General features: G+C 58.8%; 25 protein-coding genes. 16 read left to right on the top strand and 9 right to left on the bottom strand.

Translation table 11 applies throughout. From position 1 onward, the window contains the following. Positions 1–326: 326 nt before the first annotated feature. The gene (locus AAID99_RS04085) at positions 327–1,634 is read right to left on the bottom strand and encodes a sensor histidine kinase (protein WP_188427367.1); all 1,308 of its coding nucleotides are present in this window, start codon (positions 1,632–1,634) and stop codon (positions 327–329) included. Between the two features lie 198 nt (positions 1,635–1,832). Here AAID99_RS04085 and AAID99_RS04080 point away from each other — a divergent pair, with 198 nt between their 5' ends. Then, complete coding sequence (locus tag AAID99_RS04080; RefSeq protein ID WP_188427366.1) at positions 1,833–2,096, top strand: hypothetical protein; 264 nt, start codon at positions 1,833–1,835, stop codon at positions 2,094–2,096. Between the two features lie 54 nt (positions 2,097–2,150). Here AAID99_RS04080 and AAID99_RS04075 read toward each other — a convergent pair whose 3' ends face one another. The 3 genes from AAID99_RS04075 to AAID99_RS04065 all read right to left on the bottom strand — a co-directional run bounded on the left by AAID99_RS04075 (position 2,151) and on the right by AAID99_RS04065 (position 3,755). Then, the gene (locus AAID99_RS04075) at positions 2,151–2,339 is read right to left on the bottom strand and encodes a NepR family anti-sigma factor (RefSeq protein ID WP_188427365.1); all 189 of its coding nucleotides are present in this window, start codon (positions 2,337–2,339) and stop codon (positions 2,151–2,153) included. Positions 2,340–2,546: 207 nt separating this feature from the next. Then, positions 2,547–3,125 carry a sigma-70 family RNA polymerase sigma factor gene (locus AAID99_RS04070; protein WP_188427364.1) on the bottom strand — a complete coding sequence of 193 codons (579 nt, stop codon included), beginning with the start codon at positions 3,123–3,125 and terminating at the stop codon, positions 2,547–2,549. 126 nt (positions 3,126–3,251) lie between these two features. Continuing rightward, positions 3,252–3,755, bottom strand: a complete 504-nt coding sequence (locus AAID99_RS04065; RefSeq protein WP_229719902.1) for a sigma-70 family RNA polymerase sigma factor — start codon at positions 3,753–3,755, stop codon at positions 3,252–3,254. A gap of 172 nt (positions 3,756–3,927) precedes the next feature. On the opposite strand from AAID99_RS04065, the gene AAID99_RS04060 reads away from it, so the two are divergent. Beyond that, positions 3,928–4,671 carry a PhyR family response regulator anti-anti-sigma factor gene (locus tag AAID99_RS04060; RefSeq protein WP_188427363.1) on the top strand — a complete coding sequence of 248 codons (744 nt, stop codon included), beginning with the start codon at positions 3,928–3,930 and terminating at the stop codon, positions 4,669–4,671. 36 nt (positions 4,672–4,707) lie between these two features. Further along, positions 4,708–6,528, top strand: a complete 1,821-nt coding sequence (locus AAID99_RS04055; protein WP_498493209.1) for an ABC-F family ATP-binding cassette domain-containing protein — start codon at positions 4,708–4,710, stop codon at positions 6,526–6,528. A gap of 5 nt (positions 6,529–6,533) precedes the next feature. On the opposite strand, the gene AAID99_RS04050 is transcribed toward AAID99_RS04055, so the two are convergent. After that, the gene (locus AAID99_RS04050) at positions 6,534–7,502 is read right to left on the bottom strand and encodes a Gfo/Idh/MocA family protein (protein ID WP_498493208.1); all 969 of its coding nucleotides are present in this window, start codon (positions 7,500–7,502) and stop codon (positions 6,534–6,536) included. 165 nt (positions 7,503–7,667) lie between these two features. Here AAID99_RS04050 and secD point away from each other — a divergent pair, with 165 nt between their 5' ends. Both secD and secF read left to right on the top strand, forming a co-directional pair. Continuing rightward, complete coding sequence (gene secD / locus AAID99_RS04045) at positions 7,668–9,215, top strand: protein translocase subunit SecD (RefSeq protein WP_188427402.1); 1,548 nt, start codon at positions 7,668–7,670, stop codon at positions 9,213–9,215. A gap of 4 nt (positions 9,216–9,219) precedes the next feature. Further along, on the top strand, positions 9,220–10,158 hold the full coding sequence (secF, locus tag AAID99_RS04040; protein WP_188427360.1) for a protein translocase subunit SecF: 939 nt from the start codon (positions 9,220–9,222) through the stop codon (positions 10,156–10,158). Positions 10,159–10,222: 64 nt separating this feature from the next. On the opposite strand, the gene AAID99_RS04035 is transcribed toward secF, so the two are convergent. Both AAID99_RS04035 and mscL read right to left on the bottom strand, forming a co-directional pair. Further along, positions 10,223–10,660: a hypothetical protein gene (locus AAID99_RS04035; protein WP_188427359.1), complete on the bottom strand. Its 438-nt coding sequence runs from the start codon at positions 10,658–10,660 to the stop codon at positions 10,223–10,225. Then, the gene (mscL, locus tag AAID99_RS04030; protein WP_188427358.1) at positions 10,657–11,115 is read right to left on the bottom strand and encodes a large-conductance mechanosensitive channel protein MscL; all 459 of its coding nucleotides are present in this window, start codon (positions 11,113–11,115) and stop codon (positions 10,657–10,659) included. The genes AAID99_RS04035 and mscL overlap by 4 nt, the downstream gene beginning before the upstream one ends. A 235-nt stretch (positions 11,116–11,350) precedes the next feature. Between mscL and rpmE the strand changes: the two genes are divergently transcribed. The 6 genes from rpmE (at position 11,351) to AAID99_RS04000 (ending at position 14,998) form a co-directional block, all read left to right on the top strand. Next, positions 11,351–11,584: a 50S ribosomal protein L31 gene (rpmE, locus tag AAID99_RS04025; RefSeq protein WP_188427357.1), complete on the top strand. Its 234-nt coding sequence runs from the start codon at positions 11,351–11,353 to the stop codon at positions 11,582–11,584. Positions 11,585–11,744: 160 nt separating this feature from the next. Then, positions 11,745–12,230: an Hsp20 family protein gene (locus AAID99_RS04020; protein WP_188427356.1), complete on the top strand. Its 486-nt coding sequence runs from the start codon at positions 11,745–11,747 to the stop codon at positions 12,228–12,230. A gap of 236 nt (positions 12,231–12,466) precedes the next feature. After that, positions 12,467–13,051 (top strand): DUF1013 domain-containing protein, encoded by a 585-nt coding sequence (locus tag AAID99_RS04015; protein WP_188427355.1) that lies wholly within the window; start codon positions 12,467–12,469, stop codon positions 13,049–13,051. 76 nt (positions 13,052–13,127) lie between these two features. Next, a complete protein-coding gene (locus tag AAID99_RS04010; protein WP_188427354.1) occupies positions 13,128–13,328 on the top strand; it encodes a YdcH family protein in 201 nt (66 codons plus the stop codon). Next, positions 13,329–13,856, top strand: coding sequence for a 5-(carboxyamino)imidazole ribonucleotide mutase (gene purE, locus AAID99_RS04005; RefSeq protein ID WP_188427353.1), 528 nt, complete (start codon positions 13,329–13,331; stop codon positions 13,854–13,856). It begins immediately after the preceding gene. Beyond that, on the top strand, positions 13,853–14,998 hold the full coding sequence (locus AAID99_RS04000; RefSeq protein ID WP_498493207.1) for a 5-(carboxyamino)imidazole ribonucleotide synthase: 1,146 nt from the start codon (positions 13,853–13,855) through the stop codon (positions 14,996–14,998). Before purE ends, AAID99_RS04000 begins: the two co-directional genes overlap by 4 nt. Here the strand turns inward: AAID99_RS04000 and AAID99_RS03995 are convergent. Further along, positions 14,969–15,739 carry a JAB domain-containing protein gene (locus tag AAID99_RS03995; RefSeq protein ID WP_229719901.1) on the bottom strand — a complete coding sequence of 257 codons (771 nt, stop codon included), beginning with the start codon at positions 15,737–15,739 and terminating at the stop codon, positions 14,969–14,971. The genes AAID99_RS04000 and AAID99_RS03995 overlap by 30 nt on opposite strands. 17 nt (positions 15,740–15,756) lie before the next feature. Here AAID99_RS03995 and AAID99_RS03990 point away from each other — a divergent pair, with 17 nt between their 5' ends. Continuing rightward, positions 15,757–16,452: an HAD-IA family hydrolase gene (locus AAID99_RS03990; protein ID WP_498493206.1), complete on the top strand. Its 696-nt coding sequence runs from the start codon at positions 15,757–15,759 to the stop codon at positions 16,450–16,452. Between the two features lie 6 nt (positions 16,453–16,458). Here the strand turns inward: AAID99_RS03990 and AAID99_RS03985 are convergent, their stop codons facing one another. After that, entirely contained in the window at positions 16,459–17,157 is a 699-nt protein-coding gene (locus tag AAID99_RS03985) for a JAB domain-containing protein (RefSeq protein ID WP_188427350.1), read from the bottom strand. A gap of 27 nt (positions 17,158–17,184) precedes the next feature. Here AAID99_RS03985 and AAID99_RS03980 point away from each other — a divergent pair, with 27 nt between their 5' ends. Genes AAID99_RS03980 through AAID99_RS03965 form a run of 4 tightly spaced genes read left to right on the top strand, consistent with a single transcriptional unit; the run spans position 17,185 to position 22,598 of the window. Then, positions 17,185–19,413: an ATP-dependent helicase gene (locus tag AAID99_RS03980; protein WP_188427349.1), complete on the top strand. Its 2,229-nt coding sequence runs from the start codon at positions 17,185–17,187 to the stop codon at positions 19,411–19,413. Continuing rightward, positions 19,410–20,306 carry a 50S ribosomal protein L11 methyltransferase gene (locus AAID99_RS03975; RefSeq protein ID WP_498493205.1) on the top strand — a complete coding sequence of 299 codons (897 nt, stop codon included), beginning with the start codon at positions 19,410–19,412 and terminating at the stop codon, positions 20,304–20,306. Before AAID99_RS03980 ends, AAID99_RS03975 begins: the two co-directional genes overlap by 4 nt. After that, positions 20,299–20,799: a GNAT family N-acetyltransferase gene (locus AAID99_RS03970; RefSeq protein ID WP_306414294.1), complete on the top strand. Its 501-nt coding sequence runs from the start codon at positions 20,299–20,301 to the stop codon at positions 20,797–20,799. Before AAID99_RS03975 ends, AAID99_RS03970 begins: the two co-directional genes overlap by 8 nt. A gap of 29 nt (positions 20,800–20,828) precedes the next feature. Further along, entirely contained in the window at positions 20,829–22,598 is a 1,770-nt protein-coding gene (locus AAID99_RS03965; RefSeq protein WP_498493204.1) for a M24 family metallopeptidase, read from the top strand. The last annotated feature ends 14 nt before the right edge of the window (positions 22,599–22,612 follow it).

Genomic DNA, 22,612 nt, shown 5'->3' with positions numbered 1-22,612 from the left:
CAAACACGCTTGTTCTTCTGACGCTTGGGGAAAGTCACTATCGTGGCGGTAGGATTGCATGCGAAACCGAAGTACTTACTTCGAAAACAATCATGGTCTCAATCTATTAACGACGGGATTTTATTGATATACGTTTAGAAGCACGAAGCGCACATGCGGACGAAAAATATAGCGATCGATTACTTGAGACATACCACCACTATATTTTTTTTTGAAAAACGCAGTGCTTTGCTTTCTAATTCTGAGGCCAGTCCTCACCTATTCGGTCGACGAAGCACCATCGAAGGCGGTGCGAGGCCTTCCTTTTTTATTGAGTTAGTTTGATGTCACTGAATTGTACGGCGCACTGATTGTATCGGAAAGACAAGGGTATACACCGTCCCAGCCGCCGAATTGATTTCGAGCGTACCACCAAGCTGTCGCGCGAAACCACGCACCAACTGTAATCCGATACCTTCCCTCTTCTCTGCATCAGACTGTGCAGTGGCATCAAGGCCAATACCATCGTCCTGAATCGTGAGAACAGCGCCATTCTCGTTACGGGCCAGACGTATCTGTACCGAACCACAACGTTCCTGGGGAAATGCGTAGCGCAGCGCGTTGGTGACCACCTCAGTGACAATCAACGAGAGCGGAACGGCCTGATCAGGAGTGATCGGAACGCTTTCAATATCGAGGGAGAGACTGACGCGCCCTTTATTACAGCGATTATTCGCGGTAAAAATCTGACTGGCGAGTTCCTCGAGGAATGCCCTGATATCGAGCGCAGATAGCCCCCCTTCCGGATAAAGGTGTCGATGCAGTGTTGCCAGTGACCTCACGCGGTCACGTACAAGGTGAAACTCTTCTCTGGCCTCAGGTAGCTTTATTCGGTTGGCCTGCAAATTCAGTAATGACGCAACAATCTGCAAATTGTTTTTGACGCGATGATGGATCTCCTTGATCAGCAGATCCTGCTGCTTCGTCGCGCGTGTGAGGCGCGCCTCATGACGATCAAGACGTTTGGTTGCGCGACTGAAGGCGCGTTCCATCTGCCTTATCTCCAAAGGGAGTGCGCGAGGCAGGTCGGGTTGGAAGGTGCCATGACGGCGCCAGTCCGCAACGCTGAAAGCCAGCTTCTCCAGCGGCTCGACCAGATATCGCTGCGCAGCCAAGGCCACAAGCAGCAACTCGACGATGAGGATAAGGACGATCAGCATGACTCTGGCGAGGAAAAGCTGTAGCGCACGCGTTTCCGCAATGCTGCGGGTCGACACCGCGACAATTCGTGCAGGTCCGTATCCGGGGGCCATTGTGTAGTAGACCCCATCGACCTCGAAATGATCTAGCTGCAGGTCAACTGCAGCATCACTCTTCAGCTTCGCAAGAACCTCGACGGACCATGGGTTGGGGATCTTCCTGTTGGCAGTGAGCGCAACGGGCGCTGCCTCTCCCGTATAGAGCCACAAATCTGTCGCGCCATTTTCCGGGTCCGTTGCCGGATGCGTATATTGCCCGGCGTTGACGAGTTGAGAGTTCACAAGAGGACGTAGCGCGATGAGCCGACCGGCCACGGTTTCCCCGGCGCGGTCGATATACTCCAGGGGCACAACAATACGGATGAGGGGAACCGGGCCTTGCTGAAGCACCTCCACGTCAGGTCGTGAAGCTTCGGTACGTATTACAGCCGGCTGTGTAGACACCTGATTTTCGGGAGCGCAAGCGGCATCCCTGCCCGCTGTCGTCTGGAGGGATGTAACTGCACGCCCAAAGTGGTCATTCAGGACAAGAGAGCAGTATCGCTGCTCATTGATCGACTGAATGAGCTGAAAAGCGCGAGGCGCAATTTCCTCATGAAGCCCAATTCTGGCCAGAACCTGAAGCATGCCCCGCGTGCGATCGATATCTGTCGCAATCTCGTGACGGGCGCTGATCGCGTCACCCTGCGTCCGCTCGAAACTATTATTCGAGGTCACGAGATAGGTGTGCCAGGCGAGCATACCGGCGACGCAGGCCAGTGGCAGAGACGTGCAGATGATCAGGGCCATGACACGGGAACCGACCGTATCAAAAAGGCCGGATTTCACACGAAAATTCCTGAGATGCTTGAAGGGTGAGGCTGTCACCCGCCTGACTTTCGGGAGTTCATAACGATCAGATCAGGCAATTCTTCATGATGACCGCTCGTCGCGGTCTTCCTCGATGAGACGGAGGAGCTCGTCCGGGATTGGCTCATTCGCCACATCGTCGAATAGCTGATGCAGACCGCGCTTTAGCCAGATGTCGAAAGGATTGTCGCTGTCGGATGAGGTTTTATCCTGGCGGGACTTCTCCGGCACGCCGTCCTTTCCCCCAGTCATGTCATCACCTCAAAAAAGAATTCGACCCATGCGGGTTTAACAGGGGGGCAGCGTCTGAGTTGCACTACCGAAATTTAATCAACGTATTTTGAATAAATTGGAAGCCACAATAGCAATCGAGAGAGACGATACATGATCGTCTCTCTCGATTATGGCTAAAAAGCCTCACAATTCAGAGTATGTGGCGTAAGAACGACGCCAAGTCACTCAGAACGTGAAAAGATCGTCAGACTTCAGCCCCTTGCGACGACGGTCGTCGAGGGTTGCGCGAAGCGCCGCGACTTTAACACGAAGCTTGTCATTAGCGGGCAGATCGCCGGTCATCCAGGCCTCGAGCTGGCGACGCGCACGGAACACGCGGCTCTTGGCAGTACCAACAGCGCAACCTGTTGCCTCGGCCAGAGCCTCATAGCTCATGCCCTGCACCACCACCATGACAAGTGCTTCGCGCTGGTCTGCAGGAAGACGCGAAAGGGCCATCGACAAGTCCTTGAGGGCAAGGCTGTCTTCATGGGTTGCGTTACTGGCGAAGGAGGAAGCGGGCACGTCTTCAATATCGGTCGTCTCGCGACGCTTGCGCAGATCGGAAATGAAGCGGTTGCGAAGAATGCGATGCATCCAGGCCGAAAAATTGGTTCCAGGAATAAAGCTGTCCTGAGCAGCAAGGGCATTGCAGACCGCATCCTGAACCAGATCTTCGGCAGCCGAACGATTCCGCGTGAGGGAGAGCGCCTGGATACGCAGTTTGGGGAGGATCTGGATAACTTGGTCGTGGAAGCTGGTCATGCGAAAATCCTTCTTCGCTCAGTGCTTTTCATCCGATCAATGAACGGCGCGGAAGATCGGTTGCATCAGATTGCTATTTTTTGATTTTATTTTTCCGCGCTCCTTTTTCCGGGTCGCGTGTCGGGCTCAGATGCCCGTTGCGACAGACGCCTGTGCGCCCGGCAAGGCCGTGATCTCAGCCAGTTTGGCGCGTGCACGCGACACGCGCGCCTTCATCGTTCCCACCGGACAAAGACAGATTTCTGCTGCCTCTTCATAGCTCATTTCCTGCGCGCCCACGAGAATGAGCGCCTCTCGCAGAACCTCAGGCAATCGCCAGAGCAATACCGAGAGATCAAGCACGTTATCGTGATAGCCCTGATCTCCCTCCCGCCCCTCTTCGCTGCCGAGTGAGATTTCGGAGAGGATCTCTGTCTCTTTCACCTTGCGACGCTTCTGCTCATAAAAAATATTGCGCAGAATGGTGAAGAGCCACGCCTTGACGTTTGTCCCCTCCACGAATTGCGCCCGCGCGCCCAGCGCGCGCAGGACCGTGTCCTGCACAAGGTCATCCGCCGCCGTGACGTCTCTTGTAAGGTAACGAGCGAAGCCGCGCAGATCCGACAGGTGCGCGGCGATACCGCGCCTCACGGGGTCCGCGCCACCTGACGTGCCGTCCGTCCTTATGGGCTGGTCCACACTCAGGGCGCGGTCTCCTCAATCCGGGTCACAGCATTCCTCTTTGCTGAAGCGTGAAAAAGTGCCATCCTGACGCGATAGACCGCGTTTTGTTCGCGAATTATTTTCGGAGCTTCGTTACTCAATGGTCGATGCAGAGCGCCAAGACCTTATACAAGCCTTGCCCTTTGCGCGACGTTTTGCAAGGGCTCTGGAAGGCAATCAGATACAAGGCGATCAACTCGTCGCCTTGGCGTTGAAGGATATGGTAAGCCGAAAGGGCGGTCATGAGATCAGCACACGCTATCGTCTCTACCGCTCTATCATCGAGTGTTTTACCAAGGAAAACGAGGCGGCGCATGCGCCCTCACCCCTGTCTCTGACCCAGAGGCTGGTCCTGTTGCTGACATCGCTGGAAGAGGTCCCTCTCAGCGCCGTCGCCCTGATTCTGGATCGAAGCGAGAGCGAAATTCTCGCTGATATCGCCCAGGCCAATGACGGTTTGCGCTCTGTCGCCGAGACCAGCGTGCTCATCATTGAAGATGAGCCGATCATTGCCATGGACATCCAGGATGTTGTCCAGCAATGCGGTCACCGCATTGCCGGCGTGGCCTATACAGAAGCCGATGCGGTGCGCATTGCCAAGGAGACGAAGCCGGGGCTCATTCTGGCTGACATCAATCTTGGCGGCGGGGGTGACGGCATGCATGCCGTCGGTCGCATCATGAAAGATCATCAGGCGCCGGTTATTTTTGTCACCGCCTATCCCGAGCGCCTGCTCACTGGTGAACAGGAAGAACCGTCCTTCATCATTACCAAGCCCTTTGAACCGACAACTCTGGCCATCACGACCTATCAGGCCGTCACAGGCGGACTAAAAGCAATCTGACTTGCATCGCAAGGAGCTGTGCGACACATAGGGCTTATGGCCGCACCGATCCTTCATCTTCGCGATATTGTCTATTCTCTCGGCGGGCGCCCGCTTCTGGACGGCGCCGAAATCGGGGTTGCGCCCGGCGAGAAACTCTGCCTCGTCGGGCGCAACGGGTCAGGAAAATCAACGCTTCTCCGCATTGCTGCCGGAGAAATCCTGCCGGATTCAGGCCAGTGCTTTGTCCAGCCTGGCATCAAGATCGTCTATCTGCCACAAGAACCCGATCTGACGGCTTTTCCTACCAGCTACGATTACGTTGCGCAGGATCTTCCGCCTGAAGAAGATTATCTCGCCCGCAGCATGCTTGCCGAGCTCGGTCTTACAGGCGAGGAGAGCACGTCAACCTTGTCTGGCGGCGAGGCGCGGCGTTGCGCCCTCGCCCGCGCACTGGCAGCCCGCCCCGATCTGCTACTTCTGGACGAACCGACAAACCACCTCGATCTGCCAACCATCACCTGGCTGGAGCGTGAGCTCGCCTCGATGCGCTCCGCCATGATCGTAATCAGCCATGATCGACGCCTGCTTGAGACTCTCTCCCGCGCCGTAGTCTGGCTGGAACAGGGCATCACCCGTCGCCTCGATCAGGGATTTGCCCGTTTTGAGGACTGGCGCGAAGAAGTGCTCGCCCTGGAAGAGCTGGCAGCTCACAAGCTCGACCGTGAAATCGCTCGTGAAGAAGACTGGATGCGCTACGGCGTTACAGCCCGACGCAAGCGCAATGTGCGCCGCGTGGCAGAGCTGGCTGGCCTGCGTTCCAGACGCAAGGAGATCGCCAGCCAGTTCCGTGGCACACTCAAGCTTTCCGTTTCGGAGGCCGAGAGCACAGGCAAGCTCACAACTGTGGCCGAAAATGTGACCAAGGCTTTCGGCGAACGCGTCGTGGTCAGGGATCTCGATCTCCGCGTACTCAAGGGCGACAGGCTTGGCATCGTTGGCGCCAACGGCATGGGCAAGACGACGCTCCTGCGCCTGCTGACCGGCGAAGATCAGCCGGATAGCGGCCGTGTGCAGATCGGCCCATCCACGTCGCTTGTTACCCTTGACCAGCGCCGGGCCAGCCTTGATCCGAATATCACCCTCTCTGACACCATGACCGGCGGCAGCGGCGACATGGTACAGGTTGGCTCTGAAAAGCGTCATGTCATCGGCTATATGAAAGACTTCCTGTTCCGGCCGGAACAGGCACGTACCCCTGTAGGCGTCTTGTCTGGTGGTGAACGCGGGCGTCTTGCGCTGGCCTGCGCCCTTGCCCAGCCATCCAATCTTCTGGTGCTCGACGAACCCACAAACGACCTCGATCTGGAAACACTCGACCTGCTTCAGGAAATGCTCGACGATTATCCCGGCACAGTTCTACTCGTCAGCCATGATCGTGACTTCCTCGACCGTGTAGCGACCTCTGTGTTGGTAGCGCAGGGAGACGGACAATGGATCGAATATGCGGGTGGCTACAGCGATATGCTAGCGCAGACCGGCGGAGCCGCACCTGCGGAACGAAGCGCGGCCTCAGGCACCCCGAAGGAAAAGAGTGCTTCCGACAGAAATGCTGCAAAGACAGAGAGATCGAGCAAGAAACTCAGCTACAAAGACAAGCTAGCTCTAGAGAAACTGCCTCAGGAAATGGCCCGCCTCGAAAAGCTGATCGTCCTTCAGCGTGATATCCTGTCAGACCCATCCCTCTATTCCCGCGATGCTCAGAAGTTTGCCAAGGTCAGTGACGAACTGACAAAGGCAGAGGCTGCGCTGACGGAAGCTGAAGAGGCCTGGCTACTCCTCGAGATGAAGAAGGAAGAACTCGAAGCCGGCGCCTGATCGCTTCAGCTATTGATCAGTCCGGAAAGCTCCATGGTCTTGCGGGAGGCATCCATGCTGGCCTTGACCCTTATGGCGGCATCGAGTGCCCTGATCCCGGCCTCGGCATCGACCAGGATCGGTGCCCCGTTCAGACAAGACGCTGCAAACGCATCATGTTCGGCGGCAAGACAGTCGCAATCCTTCCACTTCAAAGCCTCACGCCTGAAGCCTCCCGTCCCCGGCAGAGGCAGGCCGCGCTTGCGGCCGATCATGGTAAGTTCCTGCTGCACGAAATCGGCGGAAAGATAGCCCTCTTCCGAAAAGACACGCATGCGGCGCTCCGTCTTAAGCGAGATGCGGCTTGCTGAAATGGAAGCGACACAGCCATTGGCGAACCGCACGCGGGCATTGGAAATGTCTTCATGCTCGCTCGACACAGCCACGCCAACCGCATCGATTGACTCGATGGGCGAATCTACAAGCGACAGAACGAGATCCAGATCATGGATCATCAGATCGAGAATGACCGACACATCGGTCCCACGCGGCTTGAAGGGCGCAATGCGCGTGGCCTCGATATAGAGCGGTTTACCGATACGCTCGGAGATGGCGCGGTGCTCGGAAGAATAGCGCAGGAGATGACCCACCTGCAGCACACACCCTGTTTCCCTGGCAAGCGCCGCCAGCGCATTGGCTTCCTCAAGCGTTGCTGCAATTGGCTTTTCAACAAGGACATGTCGTCCGGCTTTAAGACAGACTGAAGCGACCGGGAAGTGATGCTCGGCGGGCGCAGCCACGATGACGGCATCAACCTGGCCGATCAGCGCCTCCAGACTTTCCGCTACGGCGCAGCCTGCTTCTTTCGCGACCACCGCAGCCCGCGCCGGATCAGGGTCGAAAAGGGCGATGAGAGCCTCCCGGGCGCAGTCTCGCGCCTTGAGGGCATGAAACCGTCCGAAATGTCCGGCCCCGACAATTCCGACCTTAAGCATCTGTTTTCCTGGCTCTTGAGCAACTGATTTCATGTTTTTGGTGTAGCAGGGCGTAGTGGGAGGTTGCAACGCGCTGCGCCACCCGGCATCTTCCCGCAGCCTGACCGCCCTGCGGTAGCTTTTGATCTCCGGTCGTTACAAAGAAGGACGCCGCTCAGTTCGATGATGTACTATAGTCGGCCTACAATGCTGGGAGTTCTCGGGGTCTGTTTCCTCGGGCTTCTGCTCTGCCTGCCCAATTTCATGCGCGCGCCCTCGCCCAAACTGCCCTGGCATCAGATCCATCTGGGTCTCGACCTGAGAGGCGGCTCCTATCTCCTGCTTCGACTCGATCAGAAGAGTCTTGTCGATGACCGCCTTCAGGGTCTCGAAGATCAGGCCAAGCAGACGCTCATTGAGAAGAACCTCGGCTATCGCGACTTCCGCAAGGATGATGCGGCCCGCACGCTCAGCTTCCTGCCGCGTGATGCGAGCGAGGCGCAAGCCAGCCTCGCCGCTCTTGGCAGCCTGACGACCACCGGTAATGAGGTCACCGCAGCCCTCGACCATGACCGTCTCGTTCTGACGCTCAATGAGGCGGCGCTCAAGCAGCGCGCGCGCGAGGCTGTCAGCCAGTCCATCGAAATCGTGCGCCGTCGTATCGATGCCACCGGCGCCGTTGACCCCGAGATCACCCGCCAGGGCGATGATCGTATTGTCGTTGAGCTGCCGGGGATCAGCGACCCGGAGCACGTCAAGCGCCTGCTGGGCACGACCGCCAAGATGACGTTCCGCCTGCTTGCCAATAGCGCTGGTGGCAGCATCGCCCCGCCGGGAGCGACAATGCTGCCAGATCTCAGCGCCGACAACGCGCTTCTGCCCGTCATGGATCATGTAGAGGTCGACGGCGCTGCGCTGACCAATGCCGGGGCGACGATCGACCAGCAGACGGGAGAATGGGCGGTCAGCTTCTCGTTCAACCGTGCTGGCGCGAGTGCCTTTGCCCGCACGACGACCCAGAATGTCGGACGCCGCTTTGCTATCGTACTCGACAACAAGGTGATCGAAGCTCCTGTGATCCGCACACCGATCACCCAAGGCAATGGTCAGATCACCGGCAATTTCAGCGCCCAGACGGCCACTGACCTTGCTGTGATGCTGCGCGCCGGCGCGCTGCCTGCACCGCTTGCGGTCATCGAGCAGCGCTCTATCGGGCCGTCTCTCGGTGCTGATTCGATCCGTGCCGGAGCGATCAGCCTTGGCATAGGTTTCGTCCTCGTCATCCTGTTCATGGCGCTCTTCTATGGGCGGTTCGGCCTCTATGCGAATGTCGCGCTTCTCGCGAACCTCGTTCTGATGACGGCCATTCTCTCGCTTTTCGAAGCGACGCTGACCCTGCCGGGCATGGCGGGTATGCTGCTGACACTTGGCATGGCCGTTGATGCTAATATCCTGATCAATGAGCGTATTCGCGAAGAGGTAAAGCGCGGTCGCACGCCGCTTGCCGCCATGCAGGCTGGTTTCGAGCGTGCGTCCTCGACGATCATAGATAGTAACGCCACGGCCTTCTTGGCCCATGTGATGCTGTTCGTATTCGGCACCGGCCCCGTGCGTGGCTTCGCGCTCACGATCACGATCGGTATCGTTACCACGCTCTTCACCACGATGCTGCTGTCGCGCCTGCTGATGGTGCGCTGGTACGCCCTCGCCCGTCCCACAGAACTTCCGGTCTGAAGCGATGCTCTCACGTCCCCTTTTCCGCTTCGTCCGCGAAGACAAGCATATTCCCTTCATGCGCGGCCGCTACGCCGGTCTCGCAACCTCGGCCATTCTCTCGGCACTCTCCGTCGTGCTGTTTTTCGTGCCCGGCCTCAAACTGGGCCTGGATTTCCACGGCGGCATCGTGGTGGAAGCCCAGACACAGGGCCCGACCGATTTCGACAAGCTGCGTCACGCACTGACGGCGCACAACATCAGCGCTGCTGGTCTTCAGAGATTTGGTGCCGATAATGATGTGCTGATCCAGCTCGACACACCCCCGCCCGGCCCCAATCAGGAAGCGGCGACGCAGGCGCTTGTCGATGAAGTGCGCCACGCAGTAATTGAAGCGCAGCCCGGCACACAGGTGCTGCGTGCAGATGCTGTCGGCGCCTCGGTTTCGAGCGAGCTGTTCCGTAACGGCCTGCTGGCGCTCGGTCTGAGCCTTGCCATGATCCTCATCTATATCTGGGTGCGTTTCGAATGGGAGTTCGCCGTCAGCGCGGTGATCACCCTCGTGCTGGACCTGACCAAGACAGTCGGCTTTCTGGCGATCACCCGCTTTCAGTTCGATCTGGTGATGGTGGCCGCCATTCTGACCATCCTTGGCTATTCCACCAACGACAAGGTGGTCGTCTATGACCGAGTGCGCGAGAATCTGCGCAAATACCGCACGATGCCGCTGCGGGAACTGCTCGATCTGTCGATCAACGAGACGCTGAACCGCACGCTGGGCACCTCGATGACGGTCTTTCTTGCAGCCCTGCCGCTCGCGATCTTTGGCGGTCACAGCCTTTCCGGTTTTGCGACAGTGATGCTGTTCGGCATTGTCGTAGGCACGTCGTCGTCGATCTTTATTGCCGCGCCGCTCCTGCTTCTCATGGGTGAGAAGCGCCTGCGCCGCAGCAAGGCGTCATAAGCCCGTCACCAATCAGACAGGAAAAAGGGGCCTTTCGGCCCCTTTTTTTGTTACGCCATGCGGCTTACGGAGTAGCAGGAGACGATGCTCCCGGCGTCACCCCGTCAGGTGGCTGAGGCACCGAAGTCGCATAATCAAGTATCTGCACGATACCAGCGTCAGCGAGACGGAAATTCTGGTCTGTCGGCGAATAGGCCGCCTGTCTGATGAGCTGCCACGTATTATGATCAACAGCGATAAGGCGGGCGATATCCGCCTTTGTGGCCTTGTGCTGTAGAATGCGCGTGATCATCCCATGCTCGGCCATGCCATTGGCGATAGCATAGCTGGTGAGCAGAACGCTGGGAGAGCGATTTTGCAAGACGGCGTCTTCACCCTTACCCGCGCAGGCGGAAAGAAGGGTGAAGCCACAAAGCAGGGTCGTCGTAAGAAAGCGGCGCATCGTATGATCATGCGCCCAGTTGCAGCGCGCGCCAAGACGGCGCGCGTGCAGAAGGCTCAATTGGTGTCTTTCGCGATCAGGTCACGAATTTCGGTCAGCAGAACCTCGCTCTTTGTCGGCGCAGGCGGTGCCGATGGAGCAGCTTCCTGCTTGCGCTGGAAACGCGAGACCAGCTTGATGAGCCAGAACACAGCAAAAGCCACGATCAGGAACTGGATCACAACGTTGAGGAACACGCCGATATTGATCGTGACCGCGCCCGCCTTCTGTGCCTCGGCGAGAGTGGGGAGCACCGGCCCCTTGAGTGTCACGAAGATGTTCGAGAAATCGATTCCTCCCGTGAGCAAGCCGATGCCCGGGGTCAGGATGTCCTTGACGAGACTGGTCACGATCGAGGTGAAGGCAGCACCGATGATGATACCCACCGCCATATCGATGACGTTGCCGCGCATGATGAATTTCTGGAATTCCGCAACCCAGCCGGGTGTGTGCAGCCTTGATCTCAGATCAGCCATGAATAATCCTTTTCTTGCTTGTAACGAGTTAAAACACGAGCGCCCCGCGCGGAGTTTTCATGCCCGGCGGGCGGCTTCGGCTCGGAATGTGGGATAAAAGAGGTTTACGGGGTAGAAAAAACGCAGGCGAGGCAAAAGTTTCTGCGTTTTTGTCGTTCCCCTGACCGTTTCTTTCCGTTATAGCCCCGCCATCCGCTCCGGTCGGCATCGGAGCTTTCCAGCAAGGACAACCCATATGAAGCCCGGCATCCACCCCGACTACCACGAAATCACGATCATCATGACCGATGGCACCGAGTTCAAGACGAACTCCTGCTATGGCAAGGCTGGTGATACGCTGCGTCTTGACGTTGACCCGAAATCCCATCCGGCCTGGACTGGCGTGCAGCGCATGCTCGACACCGGGGGCCAGGTTGCCAAGTTCAACAAGCGCTTCGCCGGCATCGGCGCCCGCGCCGCCAAGAAGTAATCCAGGCGCTCCTTCCCGGGCAGGATCTTGTCCTGCCCGGAAACGATCCTACATGCAGGTGGTCACGATGCCCTCAAGGGGTCGCGACATTACCCTCATGCAGCATTGTCTGCCATTTTGGAGACAAGCTGTCGGATCTGCCTTGAAGGAGGTTCACATCATGTCCTACGATTTCGCTCCGCTCTTTCGCTCCGCAATCGGGTTTGACCGTCTCGCCCGCCTTGTCGACGATGCCGTATCCAACGCCCCGGCGAATGCGAGCTATCCCCCCTACAACATCGAGAAAGCTGCCGACGACGTCTACAGCGTCACCATGGCCCTTGCGGGTTTTGGACCGGACGATGTCGAAGTCTATCTGGCTGACAATCAGTTGATCATCAAAGGCAGTGTGCCACGCCATGGCCGCACCGGAGAAATCCTTCACCGCGGCATTGCCACCCGTGCTTTCGAACGCAGGTTTGCCCTGGCTGACCATATCGAGATTGCGGGGGCCGAGCTTCTCAATGGCCTTCTGACCATAACCGTGCGCCAGGTTACGCCGGAAGCATTGAAGCCCCGTCGCATCCCCATCACGCTTGGCACTGCCACCTTGGGGACAACGCCCGGCACCATACAGCAGAACACACCGGTCGGCCATGCCGCCTGAGCCTCTCCGGCTCGTGACGAAACGGCGATCGGCCCAGGTGTGACCACCCCGCGAAATGCCGGTTTTTTCTCCATTTTGATGCGGAAGGGCTTGACCCTTCCGCATTTCGCAGACCATATCAGCGCAGACTTTGCAATGCATCCAGCAGGTGCCGTGCAGATCACCCCGGCCCGCCGGGGCGTCACATTTCGATCGGTGCCTGCTGGAGCGATGCTCCTCACGCAGGATAGACCGAGATGACCTTGCCGCTTATGCCGAAAGCCACCGCAGTGTGGTTGATCGACAAGACCGCCCTCACCTTTACCCAGATCGCCGAGTTCTGCGGCATGCACCCGCTTGAAGTGCAGGCTATCGCGGATGGTGAAGTTGCTGCCGGCATCAATGGCTATGACCCGGTCAAGAACAACCAGCTGACGCAGGAACAGATCACGCGCTGCGAAAGCAATCCTGACGCCCGCCTGAAGCTCTCGGCCAAGGCCAATCCGGTAGCGCGTCGCGCCAAGGGCGCACGCTACACCCCGATCGCACGACGCAATGACCGTCCCGACGCGATTGCCTTCGTGTTGCGCCAGTTCCCACAGCTTTCGGAACTGCAGATCATCAAGCTGCTTGGCACCACCAAGGACACTATCGCCAAGGTGCGTGATCGCCAGCATTGGAACAGCGCCAACATCAAGCCGCGTGATCCGGTCATTCTCGGCCTTTGCAGCCAGACCGATCTGAACGCTGCCGTTCAGGCCGCCAATGAGCGTCTTGCCCGTGAGGGTCATACCGTGCCTGTCGTCGCGGAATTGTCAGACTTCGAAGACGGTCAGAACTAAGAAGAGATGGCACCAGCCGCCAACCCTGTTGTAGGATTTTCGGGTTGGCACCTGTCATTCAAGCGGAAAGAGAACGATGCTCGTTGATCAAGAAGTCATGCTTCGCCGTTTGCATGAGCTCCGTAGCGAGCACCGCGACCTCGATACGGTCATAGACAGGTTGGTGCAGCATCCTCTTAATCAGCTGCAATTACAGCGGCTCAAGAAGCGTAAACTCGTCCTCAAGGACGAGATCAACTTCATCGAGAACCGCCTGATACCGGATGATATTGCCTGAATGAGCGAAGAACTCGATCTCTACCGTCAATCGACGGATGCGGCCCTGACCCCTTCGGTGGGTATTATCATGGGCAGCCAGTCTGACTGGACGACGATGAATTTCGCGGCCGAGAAGCTGGCTGAACTCGATATCAGCTTTGAAACCCGTATCGTTTCCGCCCACCGCACACCTGACCGTCTGGCTGATTACGCGCGCTCTGCCCGCGGTCGCGGCCTGCAGGTCATCATCGCAGGTGCTGGCGGCGCTGCGCATCTGCCGGGCATGGTCTCGGCCTGGACGACCCTGCCGGTTCTGGGCGTGCCTGTTGAGTCGCATGCGCTCAAGGGCATGGACTCGCTTCTTTCCATCGTTCAGATGCCGGGTGGTGTACCCGTAGGCACGCTTGCCATCGGCAAGGCCGGTGCAATCAACGCCGCACTGCTGGCTGCGTCGATCCTCTCCCTCAACGATGAGGGCATCCAGGCGCGTCTCGACACATGGCGTGCCATGCAGACGGCTTCTGTGGCCGATACCCCCGAATCATGAGCCAGACTGCGCTGCCCACAGGGGCAACGATCGGCATTATCGGGGGCGGCCAACTTGGACGCATGTCTGCAGTGGCGGCATCCCGTCTTGGCTATCAGGTGCATATCCTCAGCGCGGAAATCGACCCGCCAGCTCATGATACCGCGCGCCATGTCACCATCGGCGCCTATGACGATGAAGCTGTCCTGAGGCAGTTTGCCGAAAGCGTTGATGTCATCACCTTCGAATTCGAGAACATCTCGTCTGATGGTCTTGAGCTCCTTGCATCGCTTTGCCCCGTCCATCCGGCCGGGCGCGTTCTCGCCATCAGCCAGGACCGCATTCTCGAGAAGAGCTTCCTGGGGGAGCAGGACATCCCTGTAGCCCCCTGGGTGTCGGTACCTGATGAAGTCTCTCTGAGTAGTGTCGCGTCTGAACTTGGCTATCCGTTCCTGCTGAAGACCACCCGTTTCGGTTATGACGGCAAGGGGCAGTTTCGCATTACCGATGCCGAAACCCTTGATGCGCTCGCTTCGACCCTTCCGTATCCGCTTATCGCGGAAGGATTTGTCGATTTCGAGCGTGAGCTGAGCGTAATGGTCGCACGCAGCGCAAGCGGCGCCGTGCGCTGCTTCAGCGTCACTGAAAACCAGCATCGTGACGGCATTCTGGATATCAGCCTGGCTCCGGCCCGCATTCCTGTCGCCCTTGCAGCAGAGGCAGAGGCTCTCGCCTTCAGGATTGCAGAAGCCATCGGTCTCGTGGGCATTCTTGGTGTCGAGATGTTCGTCTCGGCCAAGGGTACGCTTCTCGTCAACGAGATTGCGCCGCGCCCGCATAATTCCGGGCACTGGACAATGGATGCCTGTCTGATCGATCAGTTCGAGATGCATATCCGCGCCGTTGCCGATCTGCCCCTGCCCGACCCGTTTCGCCATAGCGATGCGGTCATGAAAAATCTCATCGGGCCTGAAGGGATGGCGCTTTGCGATACCGTGCTCGAACAACCGGGGCTGGCGCTGCATCTCTACGGCAAAAGCGAGTGCCGCCCCGGACGCAAGATGGGACATGTGAATGCCCTTTTCCCACTGGGCGCCCTGCCCGGCCCATACGGGGTGGCGGCACGTTTTGACTCAGCCCTGAAAGCCCCGCAGGAGGCCTAGCTCACTGAAGCTCACATAAGCACCGTTGCCGATGATGATGTGATCGGCAACGCGCACCTCAATGAGAGCGGCTGCTCGCTGGGTGTCGTGAGTCATGGAGATATCACCATCTGATGGGGTGGGGTCTCCGCTAGGATGATTATGAACCAGGATGAGGCTCTTCGCGCCGAGCTCCATCGCTCTCCTTGCCACTTCGCGCGGATAGACCGGTGTATGGTTTACCGTGCCCCGGGTCTGCGCCTCGTCGGCGAGCAGACGATTTTTCTCGTCCAGAAACAGAATGCGAAACTGCTCGATCGGTTCACGTGCCAGGCGGGAAATCAGATAATCGAGCATGAGCTTGCGATTGGTGAAAATATCATCGCGCCCAAGACGGGCACGACTGACCCGCATCGCGGCGTCATGGACAAGATGCAGTGCCGTACGGATGTGGGGTCCTATATGCAGCAGACCGCTCAAAGCCTTGTCATCCGAGGCGAATGTGGCTGCGAGCGACCCGAAGCGGATAAAAAATGCCTCGACAGTAGGCTGCAGACGCTCGGGCCTTATTGCGATAGCTTCACAAAACAGATGCAGAAGCACTTCATCAGACAGAACAGGGCCTTGGCCTGCAACCACTGCCCGATGCGGGATTTCTGCCCATCCAATCGGCGAGGACTCTGATCCGCCATTCCCGGATTCGAAATCCTGACCATCTGCAACTTTATCTTGGTTTACTTCTTTCAACATCTCCCCCGCCAAGGTCTATAGGGAATATTATGGCTGATTTCGATAGGTTTACGAGTGAACATTCTATTTTATTTGACCTTGATGGAACGATTATCGATTCACGCATTGGTATTATCAAAACACTTCATACAGTCGTCTCAGCACTTGGCCATGTGCCAGACGAGGCAATCGACCTGACCTGGGTTGTCGGGCCACCACTTGCCGAGCTGATGGCGGAAGTCATAGGGTACTACGGCGATACGCGCGTTGATGAGGCGATTGCCCTCTACCGTCGTTTCTATGACACGCAGGGCCGCCTCCAGACGCCGGTCTTCCCTGCCATGGCCGAACTGATCGAGACCCTGGCGCGCTCTCCCATTCGAATTTTCACAGCGACATCCAAGCCGGCATCACTTGCGCAGACAATTCTGGCGGGTCACGGTCTCGACAGATACTTCGATCGTATTCATGGGGCGGCAGATGACGATACGGGGGGTGAGAAACCTGAAATGATTGCGCGTATTCTCGCACAGGAAGGGCTGAGCGCCGACCACACCCTGATGATCGGCGACCGTCGCTTCGATATTTCGGGCGCACATGCCAACAGGATACGAGGCATTGGGGTCTTGTGGGGCTATGGTGGCGAGAAGGAACTCACCGAAGCCGGTGCAGACCTGCTGGTTACATCACCAGACGGGCTTGCATCCGCAATCGAAGCCCAGCTCAAGGCACTCGCCCGCGCCTGAACCCGCTCAGAGAAGCCCCCTTTGCCTAAGGCTGAGCGGGGTACGCCTCTCCGAGACGATCACCACGTCATGCAGGATCATGGAAAGGGCGCCTGCCTCCTGGCTCAATCGCTGAGCGAAGAGCTTCAGGGGCGAGGTCGTTGCATGAAAGCTCGCGAGTGTTTTCTGAATACCAATCAACGCAACAGCCTGCAGCGCCAGTCCCCGCCTGAAGATCGGAGCCGTCGAGGCGAAATCATCGACCGGCTCATCCGCCAGAAGACGGTTGCGGTTATCGAGATAAAGCAGCCTGAACTGTTCAGGCACGGCACTGACCATGCTGCCGGAAAGATAGGAGCAAAGCTGGTCCCAGTTTCCCAGCCTCGGCCTCAGACGCTCTTCGGCAAGGGCAAGCCTTTCCGCAACGACGGGAGGAAATTTAAGCAGCAAGATAGCCTGTTCGCTGACCCCCATGGCCCGGAGATCCCTGCCCGACGCATCGAAGACGGAGGCAAGACTTCCAAAGCGGTGCAGCAAAGCCTTGGCCAGCGGCTTCGTGTCCTTTCTGGGGATGCTGTAATAGAGCAGCATTTCCAGCAGCTCGTAATCGGCCAGAGTCTCGGCCCCATTGGTCATAACCCGGTGCCGCATACGCTCTCGATGCCCCTGAGGCCCCGTGCCCCTGAGCAGGTTCTTCTCGACTGGAGGAAATGAGGGTTTGGCCATCGCGGCATTACATTCTATATCGATCAGGTGACGCAATCCCTCATCTCACCCTCCTCCCCCGAGTATCTCGACCGGCTCAATCCCGAGCAGCGTGAGGCCATCGAGACCACTGAAGGGCCGCTGCTTATTCTTGCCGGGGCCGGCACCGGCAAGACGCGCGTTCTGACGACGCGTTTTGCACATATTCTTCTCGAAGGGCGCGCACGCCCCTATCAGATTCTGGCAGTAACCTTCACCAACAAGGCTGCACGCGAGATGCGCGAGCGCGTCGGCGCTCTCTTGGGCGAGACAGCCGACGGGCTTTGGCTCGGCACGTTTCACGCGCTCTGCGCCCGCATGCTGCGTCGGCACGCTGAATATGTCGGGCTGACGACAGGGTTCACCATTCTCGACACGGATGACCAGATCCGTCTTGTGCGCCAGATCATGGAGCCTTTCCGCCTCGATACGAAGCGCTGGCCGCCTCAGGCGCTTCTGGGCGTCTTCCAGCGCTGGAAAGACCGCGGTCTGACGCCCGAGCAGGTGACCCCTGCCGAGGATACGGATTTCGCAGGCGGCCATGCCCGCAAGCTTTACGCTGCCTATCAGGATCGCCTGAAAGCCGTGAATGCCTGCGATTTTGGGGATCTGATGCTGCATACGCTGGAGATCCTGCGCACCCAGCCTGATGTGCTCGCGCAGTATCACCGGCTGTTTCGCTATATTCTGGTCGATGAGTACCAGGATACGAATACCATCCAGTATCTGTGGCTTCGCCTCCTTGCCAAGCGGGAACACGGCCCATCGAACATCGCGTGCGTCGGCGACGACGACCAGTCGATCTACTCATGGCGCGGAGCAGAAATCGAGAACATCCTGCGTTTCGAGAAGGATTTCCCCGGTGCCAAGGTTGTGCGTCTGGAGCGTAATTACCGCTCCACGGCGCAAATTCTCGCTGCCGCCTCCGGGCTGATCGCGCATAATTCCGACCGTCTGGGCAAGACATTGCGCCCCGGGCGCGAAGACGCACAGGGCGAGAAAGTCCAGATCATCAGCGTGTGGGATTCCGACGAGGAAGCCCGTATCACGGCGGGGGCGATCGAGCGACTGCGCGCCGAGGGCCACCCCCTCTCACAGATCGCCATTCTGATGCGCGCCGGGTTTCAGACACGTCCTTTCGAGGAGCGGTTCCTGACGCTGGGCCTTCCCTATCGCGTGGTCGGTGGCCTGCGTTTTTACGAGCGGGCCGAAATCCGCGATGCCATGGCCTATATGCGGGTTCTGGCACAACCCGCGGACGACCTTGCTTTCGAGCGTATCATCAATGTTCCCAAGCGTGGCGTGGGCGCGGCCGGACTTCAGAAACTGCATCACGAAGCCCGCCTGCTGAATGCGCCTCTTAGCGTCGGTGTGGCACACGCACTCGAAACAGGCATGGTCAAGGGCAAAGGGCGCGAAGCGCTTGGCGGTCTCATGGAGGCGTTCCAGCGCGCGCGTGAAACGCGAGAGAGCGAGGGCCATGTCGTGGCGACCGAGCAATTGCTCGAAGACAGCGGCTATCTGCAGATGTGGCGTGACGACAAGACGCCCGAGGCACCAGGCAGGCTCGACAACATCAAGGAATTGCTGCGCGCTATCGGCGATTTTGCCTCGCTCGAAGGGTTTCTCGAACACGTCGCTCTCGTGACGGAAACAGAAGACAAGGCAAGTGCGGACACAGTGAGCCTGATGACCCTGCATGGCGCCAAGGGGCTGGAATTCGACACGGTCTTCCTGCCCGGCTGGGAAGAAGGCGTTTTTCCGTCGCAGCGCAGTCTTGACGAGGGCGGGCTCAAGAGCCTCGAGGAAGAGCGTCGTCTGGCCTATGTCGGGATAACCCGTGCTCGCAAGCGAGCCGTTATCCTTCATGCGGCCCGTCGGCGTATCTATGCCAACTGGCAGGATTCCATGCCCAGCCGCTTCATCGACGAGATTCCGGCCGATACGGTCGAGCATAGCGGTCAGGCCATGCAGGAGCGCCGTCAACTGGCGGCGCAAAGCTCCATCTTCGCCTCTGGCCCGCTGACCAGCACGAGGGGCAGCTACGGGCGACCCGCCCCACGCGTGACCGATGTCGTGGCAGATGCCTCACACGGAATTGCCATCGGCGCCCGCGTGTTTCATCAGAAATTCGGTTATGGCACCGTCTTGGCCGTCGAATCCGACAGGCTGCACATCAACTTCGAAAAGGCAGGCGAAAAACGCATCATGGCGCATTTTGTGGAACAGGTCTCGTGAGCGCATCCAGACGACACGCTTCGGCGCTTGAAACCATTTCAGTCACTGTTGCCGATGAGGCGGTGCCGCTTTTCGAACAGGCCATGCTGACGGTCTGCACCACCGTCGGCATCTTCGAAGCCAATGAAGACCAGAATATCTGGCGCGTCGAAGGCGTAAAGGATGTCGGCCATGGCGAAGAGGAACTTGCACGCGCCCTGACCCTTGCCCGTCTCATGACGGGCGTCGACGCCGAACTGACCCGCGAGCGCACAGAAGCCGAAGGCTGGCTGGCGCGTACCTATGAGGCCTTCCCGCAGCAGGATGTCGGCAAGCGTTTTGCCATTCGCGGCACGCATCTAGCCCCAAGCCACAAACGCGATCGCCTGACGATCACGCTTGATGCCGGTATCGCCTTCGGTTCAGGCGAGCATGGCTCGACCCGGGGTTGTCTACGGGCGCTGGAAGACATGGCGTGGCGCAAACCGGCCCGTATTCTCGATATGGGCTGTGGTTCCGGCATTCTGGCCATGGCCGCAGCCCAGCTTTTCCACAAGCGTGTTCTCGCTGTCGATATCGAGCCCTGGTCTGTTCGCGTTGCTGCCAGCAATGCGAAACTGAATTTCATTGGCCCGCTGATCGATGCACGGCTGGGCAATGGCTGGCTGACCCCGGCCGTGCGCGCCAAGGCACCGTATGATCTGGTCTTTGCCAATATCCTCGCCCGCCCTCTCTGCAAGATGGCACGGTCCCTCGCCAGCCATCTGGCCCCGGGCGGCACGGTGATTCTCGCCGGGCTTCTTACCACCCAGGCTCGCATGGTGCTGGCCGCGCACAGACGTCAGGGTCTCGTGCTTGAAAAGCAGTATTACGAAGGTGAGTGGTCCACACTGGTCCTGCGCCGCCGTGATTGAACTTCGCAACGCGACGGAGGCCGATCTGCCGGAGATTCTGGCGATCACCAACGATGCCATTGCCACTTCAGAGGCAATATGGGCGACGTCGCCCCGCACGCTGGACGAACGTCGCCAGTGGATGACCGACCGGCAAGCACAGAACTTTCCGGTAGTTGTCGCCGTGGATGACGGCAGAATTCTCGGTTTTGCCTCTTATGGGCCCTTTCGGGCCTATGAGGGCTATGCCCAGACAGTCGAACACTCTGTCTATGTTTCGCGAGAGGCCCAGCGCCGCGGTGTCGGGCGCCTCCTGCTGGATGAGATGGTCCGCCATGCAGAGCACTCCGGCATGCATGTGCTGATTGGCGCCATCACTGCCAGCAATACGGCCTCTATCGCACTTCATCGTGCCGCAGGGTTCAGCGAGAGCAGTGCCCTGCCCCAGATGGGCCGAAAGTTCGGACGCTGGCTCGACCTCGTTTTCATGTACCGGCTCTTCGAGAGCTCCTGAAACCCGCTCCCAGTTTGAAAGATCGTGCGATGAGCCTCATTCCTCTTGCCAATCGTCAGGCCCTCGTCAGGAAGGCGCTTGAAGCAAGCCATGTTGACGGCTTCTTTCTTCCGCGCGGCGATGAATTCATGGGCGAATATGTAGCGCCCTATGCCGAGCGCCTTGCCTGGCTGACAGGATTTACCGGCTCTGCGGGCATGGCCATCCTGCTGCGTGACAAGGCGGCCGTTTTCTCTGACGGGCGCTATACCAGCCAGCTACGCGACCAGGTGGATGCCTCCCAGTGGGAGTGTCTGCATGTCACGAATGAGCCGCCCGGCCCGTGGCTCGCTGCAAATGGCAAGGGGCTCAGGATCGGTTATGATCCAAGGCTGGTCAGCGAGGTGCAGCTCAACGCCCTGATCGGCGACGGACATGAATTCGTGGCTCTGGACGCCAACCCGATCGACGCAGCCTGGTCGGACAAGCCGCTCCCGCCTGAGAGTGAAGTCCGTTTTCAGGAAGAAGCCTTCAGCGGAGAGGATAGCCTCTCCAAACGACGCAAGATCGGCGGTGCTTTGCGCAAGGCGGGTCAAGAGGCGATGCTTGTCTGCGATCCTACCTCGCTCGCCTGGCTGTTGAACATACGCGGTGACGACGTGCCCCATACGCCGGTCGTCCTCGCTTTTGGCATCCTGCATCACGATGCGTCTCTCGAGGTTTTTGTCGATATCAGCCGCGTCAGCCCGGATGCGGCGGTCTCTTTCCGGGCTGTCTCGATCCTGCCACCTCAGGACCTTCCCGAGCGCCTCAAGGCGTTGAGCGGGCAGGTCGTGCGCTTCGACCCGGCCCAGACCGGGCTCTGGTTCATTCAGACTCTCTCCCAGGCCGGGGCAAAGCTGGCCCGCGGGGTCGATCTCTGCGCCCTGCCACGTGCCTGCAAGAACGAGACCGAGCAGAGCGGCGCCAGAAAGGTGCATCTGACCGATTCCACAGCGCTCTGCCGTTTCCTGCATTTCGTGAGCAGGGAGGGTACCGGGCTGCGCGAGACGAGACTTGCCGAGATTCTCAATGACTTCCGTGCGGCGTCACCTGACTACCACGGCGAGAGCTTCCCTGCGATTTCAGCAGTCGGCCCCAATGCCGCCCTGCCCCACTACCGCGCCCTGCCGGGTGAAGACCGTGTGCTGGAAGCCAATCAGGTCTATCTGATCGATAGCGGCGGCCAGTACAGCGCAGGCACGACGGATGTGACGCGCACCATCTGGAATGGCCCGGAAGCCCCTCCTGCCGCACTCTGTGAAGCATTTACCCGTGTGCTTAAGGGCAATATCGCCCTTGCCCGCGCGCGTTTCCCCGCTGGCACGACTGGGCATCGCCTCGACGCGCTCGCACGCTATGCCTTGTGGCAGGCCGGACTCGATTACGATCACGGCACCGGTCATGGCATCGGCAGCTATCTGTCGGTGCATGAAGGGCCTCAGAATATCAGCTCCGTTGCACGTCCAATCGGGCTAGAAGCCGGGATGATCCTGTCTGACGAACCCGGTTATTACCTGCCGGGCGAGTATGGCATCCGGCTGGAAAACCTGCTTCTGGTTCGCCCCGCGCCGGTGAAGGCGAGAACAGCTTTTCTCGAATTCGAGGTGCTGGGATTCGCGCCCTTCGACCGGACGCTGATCATGGCATCGTTACTGGAACCCGAAGAGCTGCGCTGGCTGAATGCCTATCATGAGGATACGCTCGCGCGCATCGGGCCGCTTCTGGACGAAACGGACAGGACCTGGCTCGCTGCTGCCTGTGCGCCGATTACGAACTGACAAAGGAAAGACAG

The organism is Asaia sp. Ae19-3 (assembly GCF_059801175.1).
Note: the sequence above shows the minus strand (reverse complement) of the source record. Positions and strands in the feature narration are given on the sequence as shown.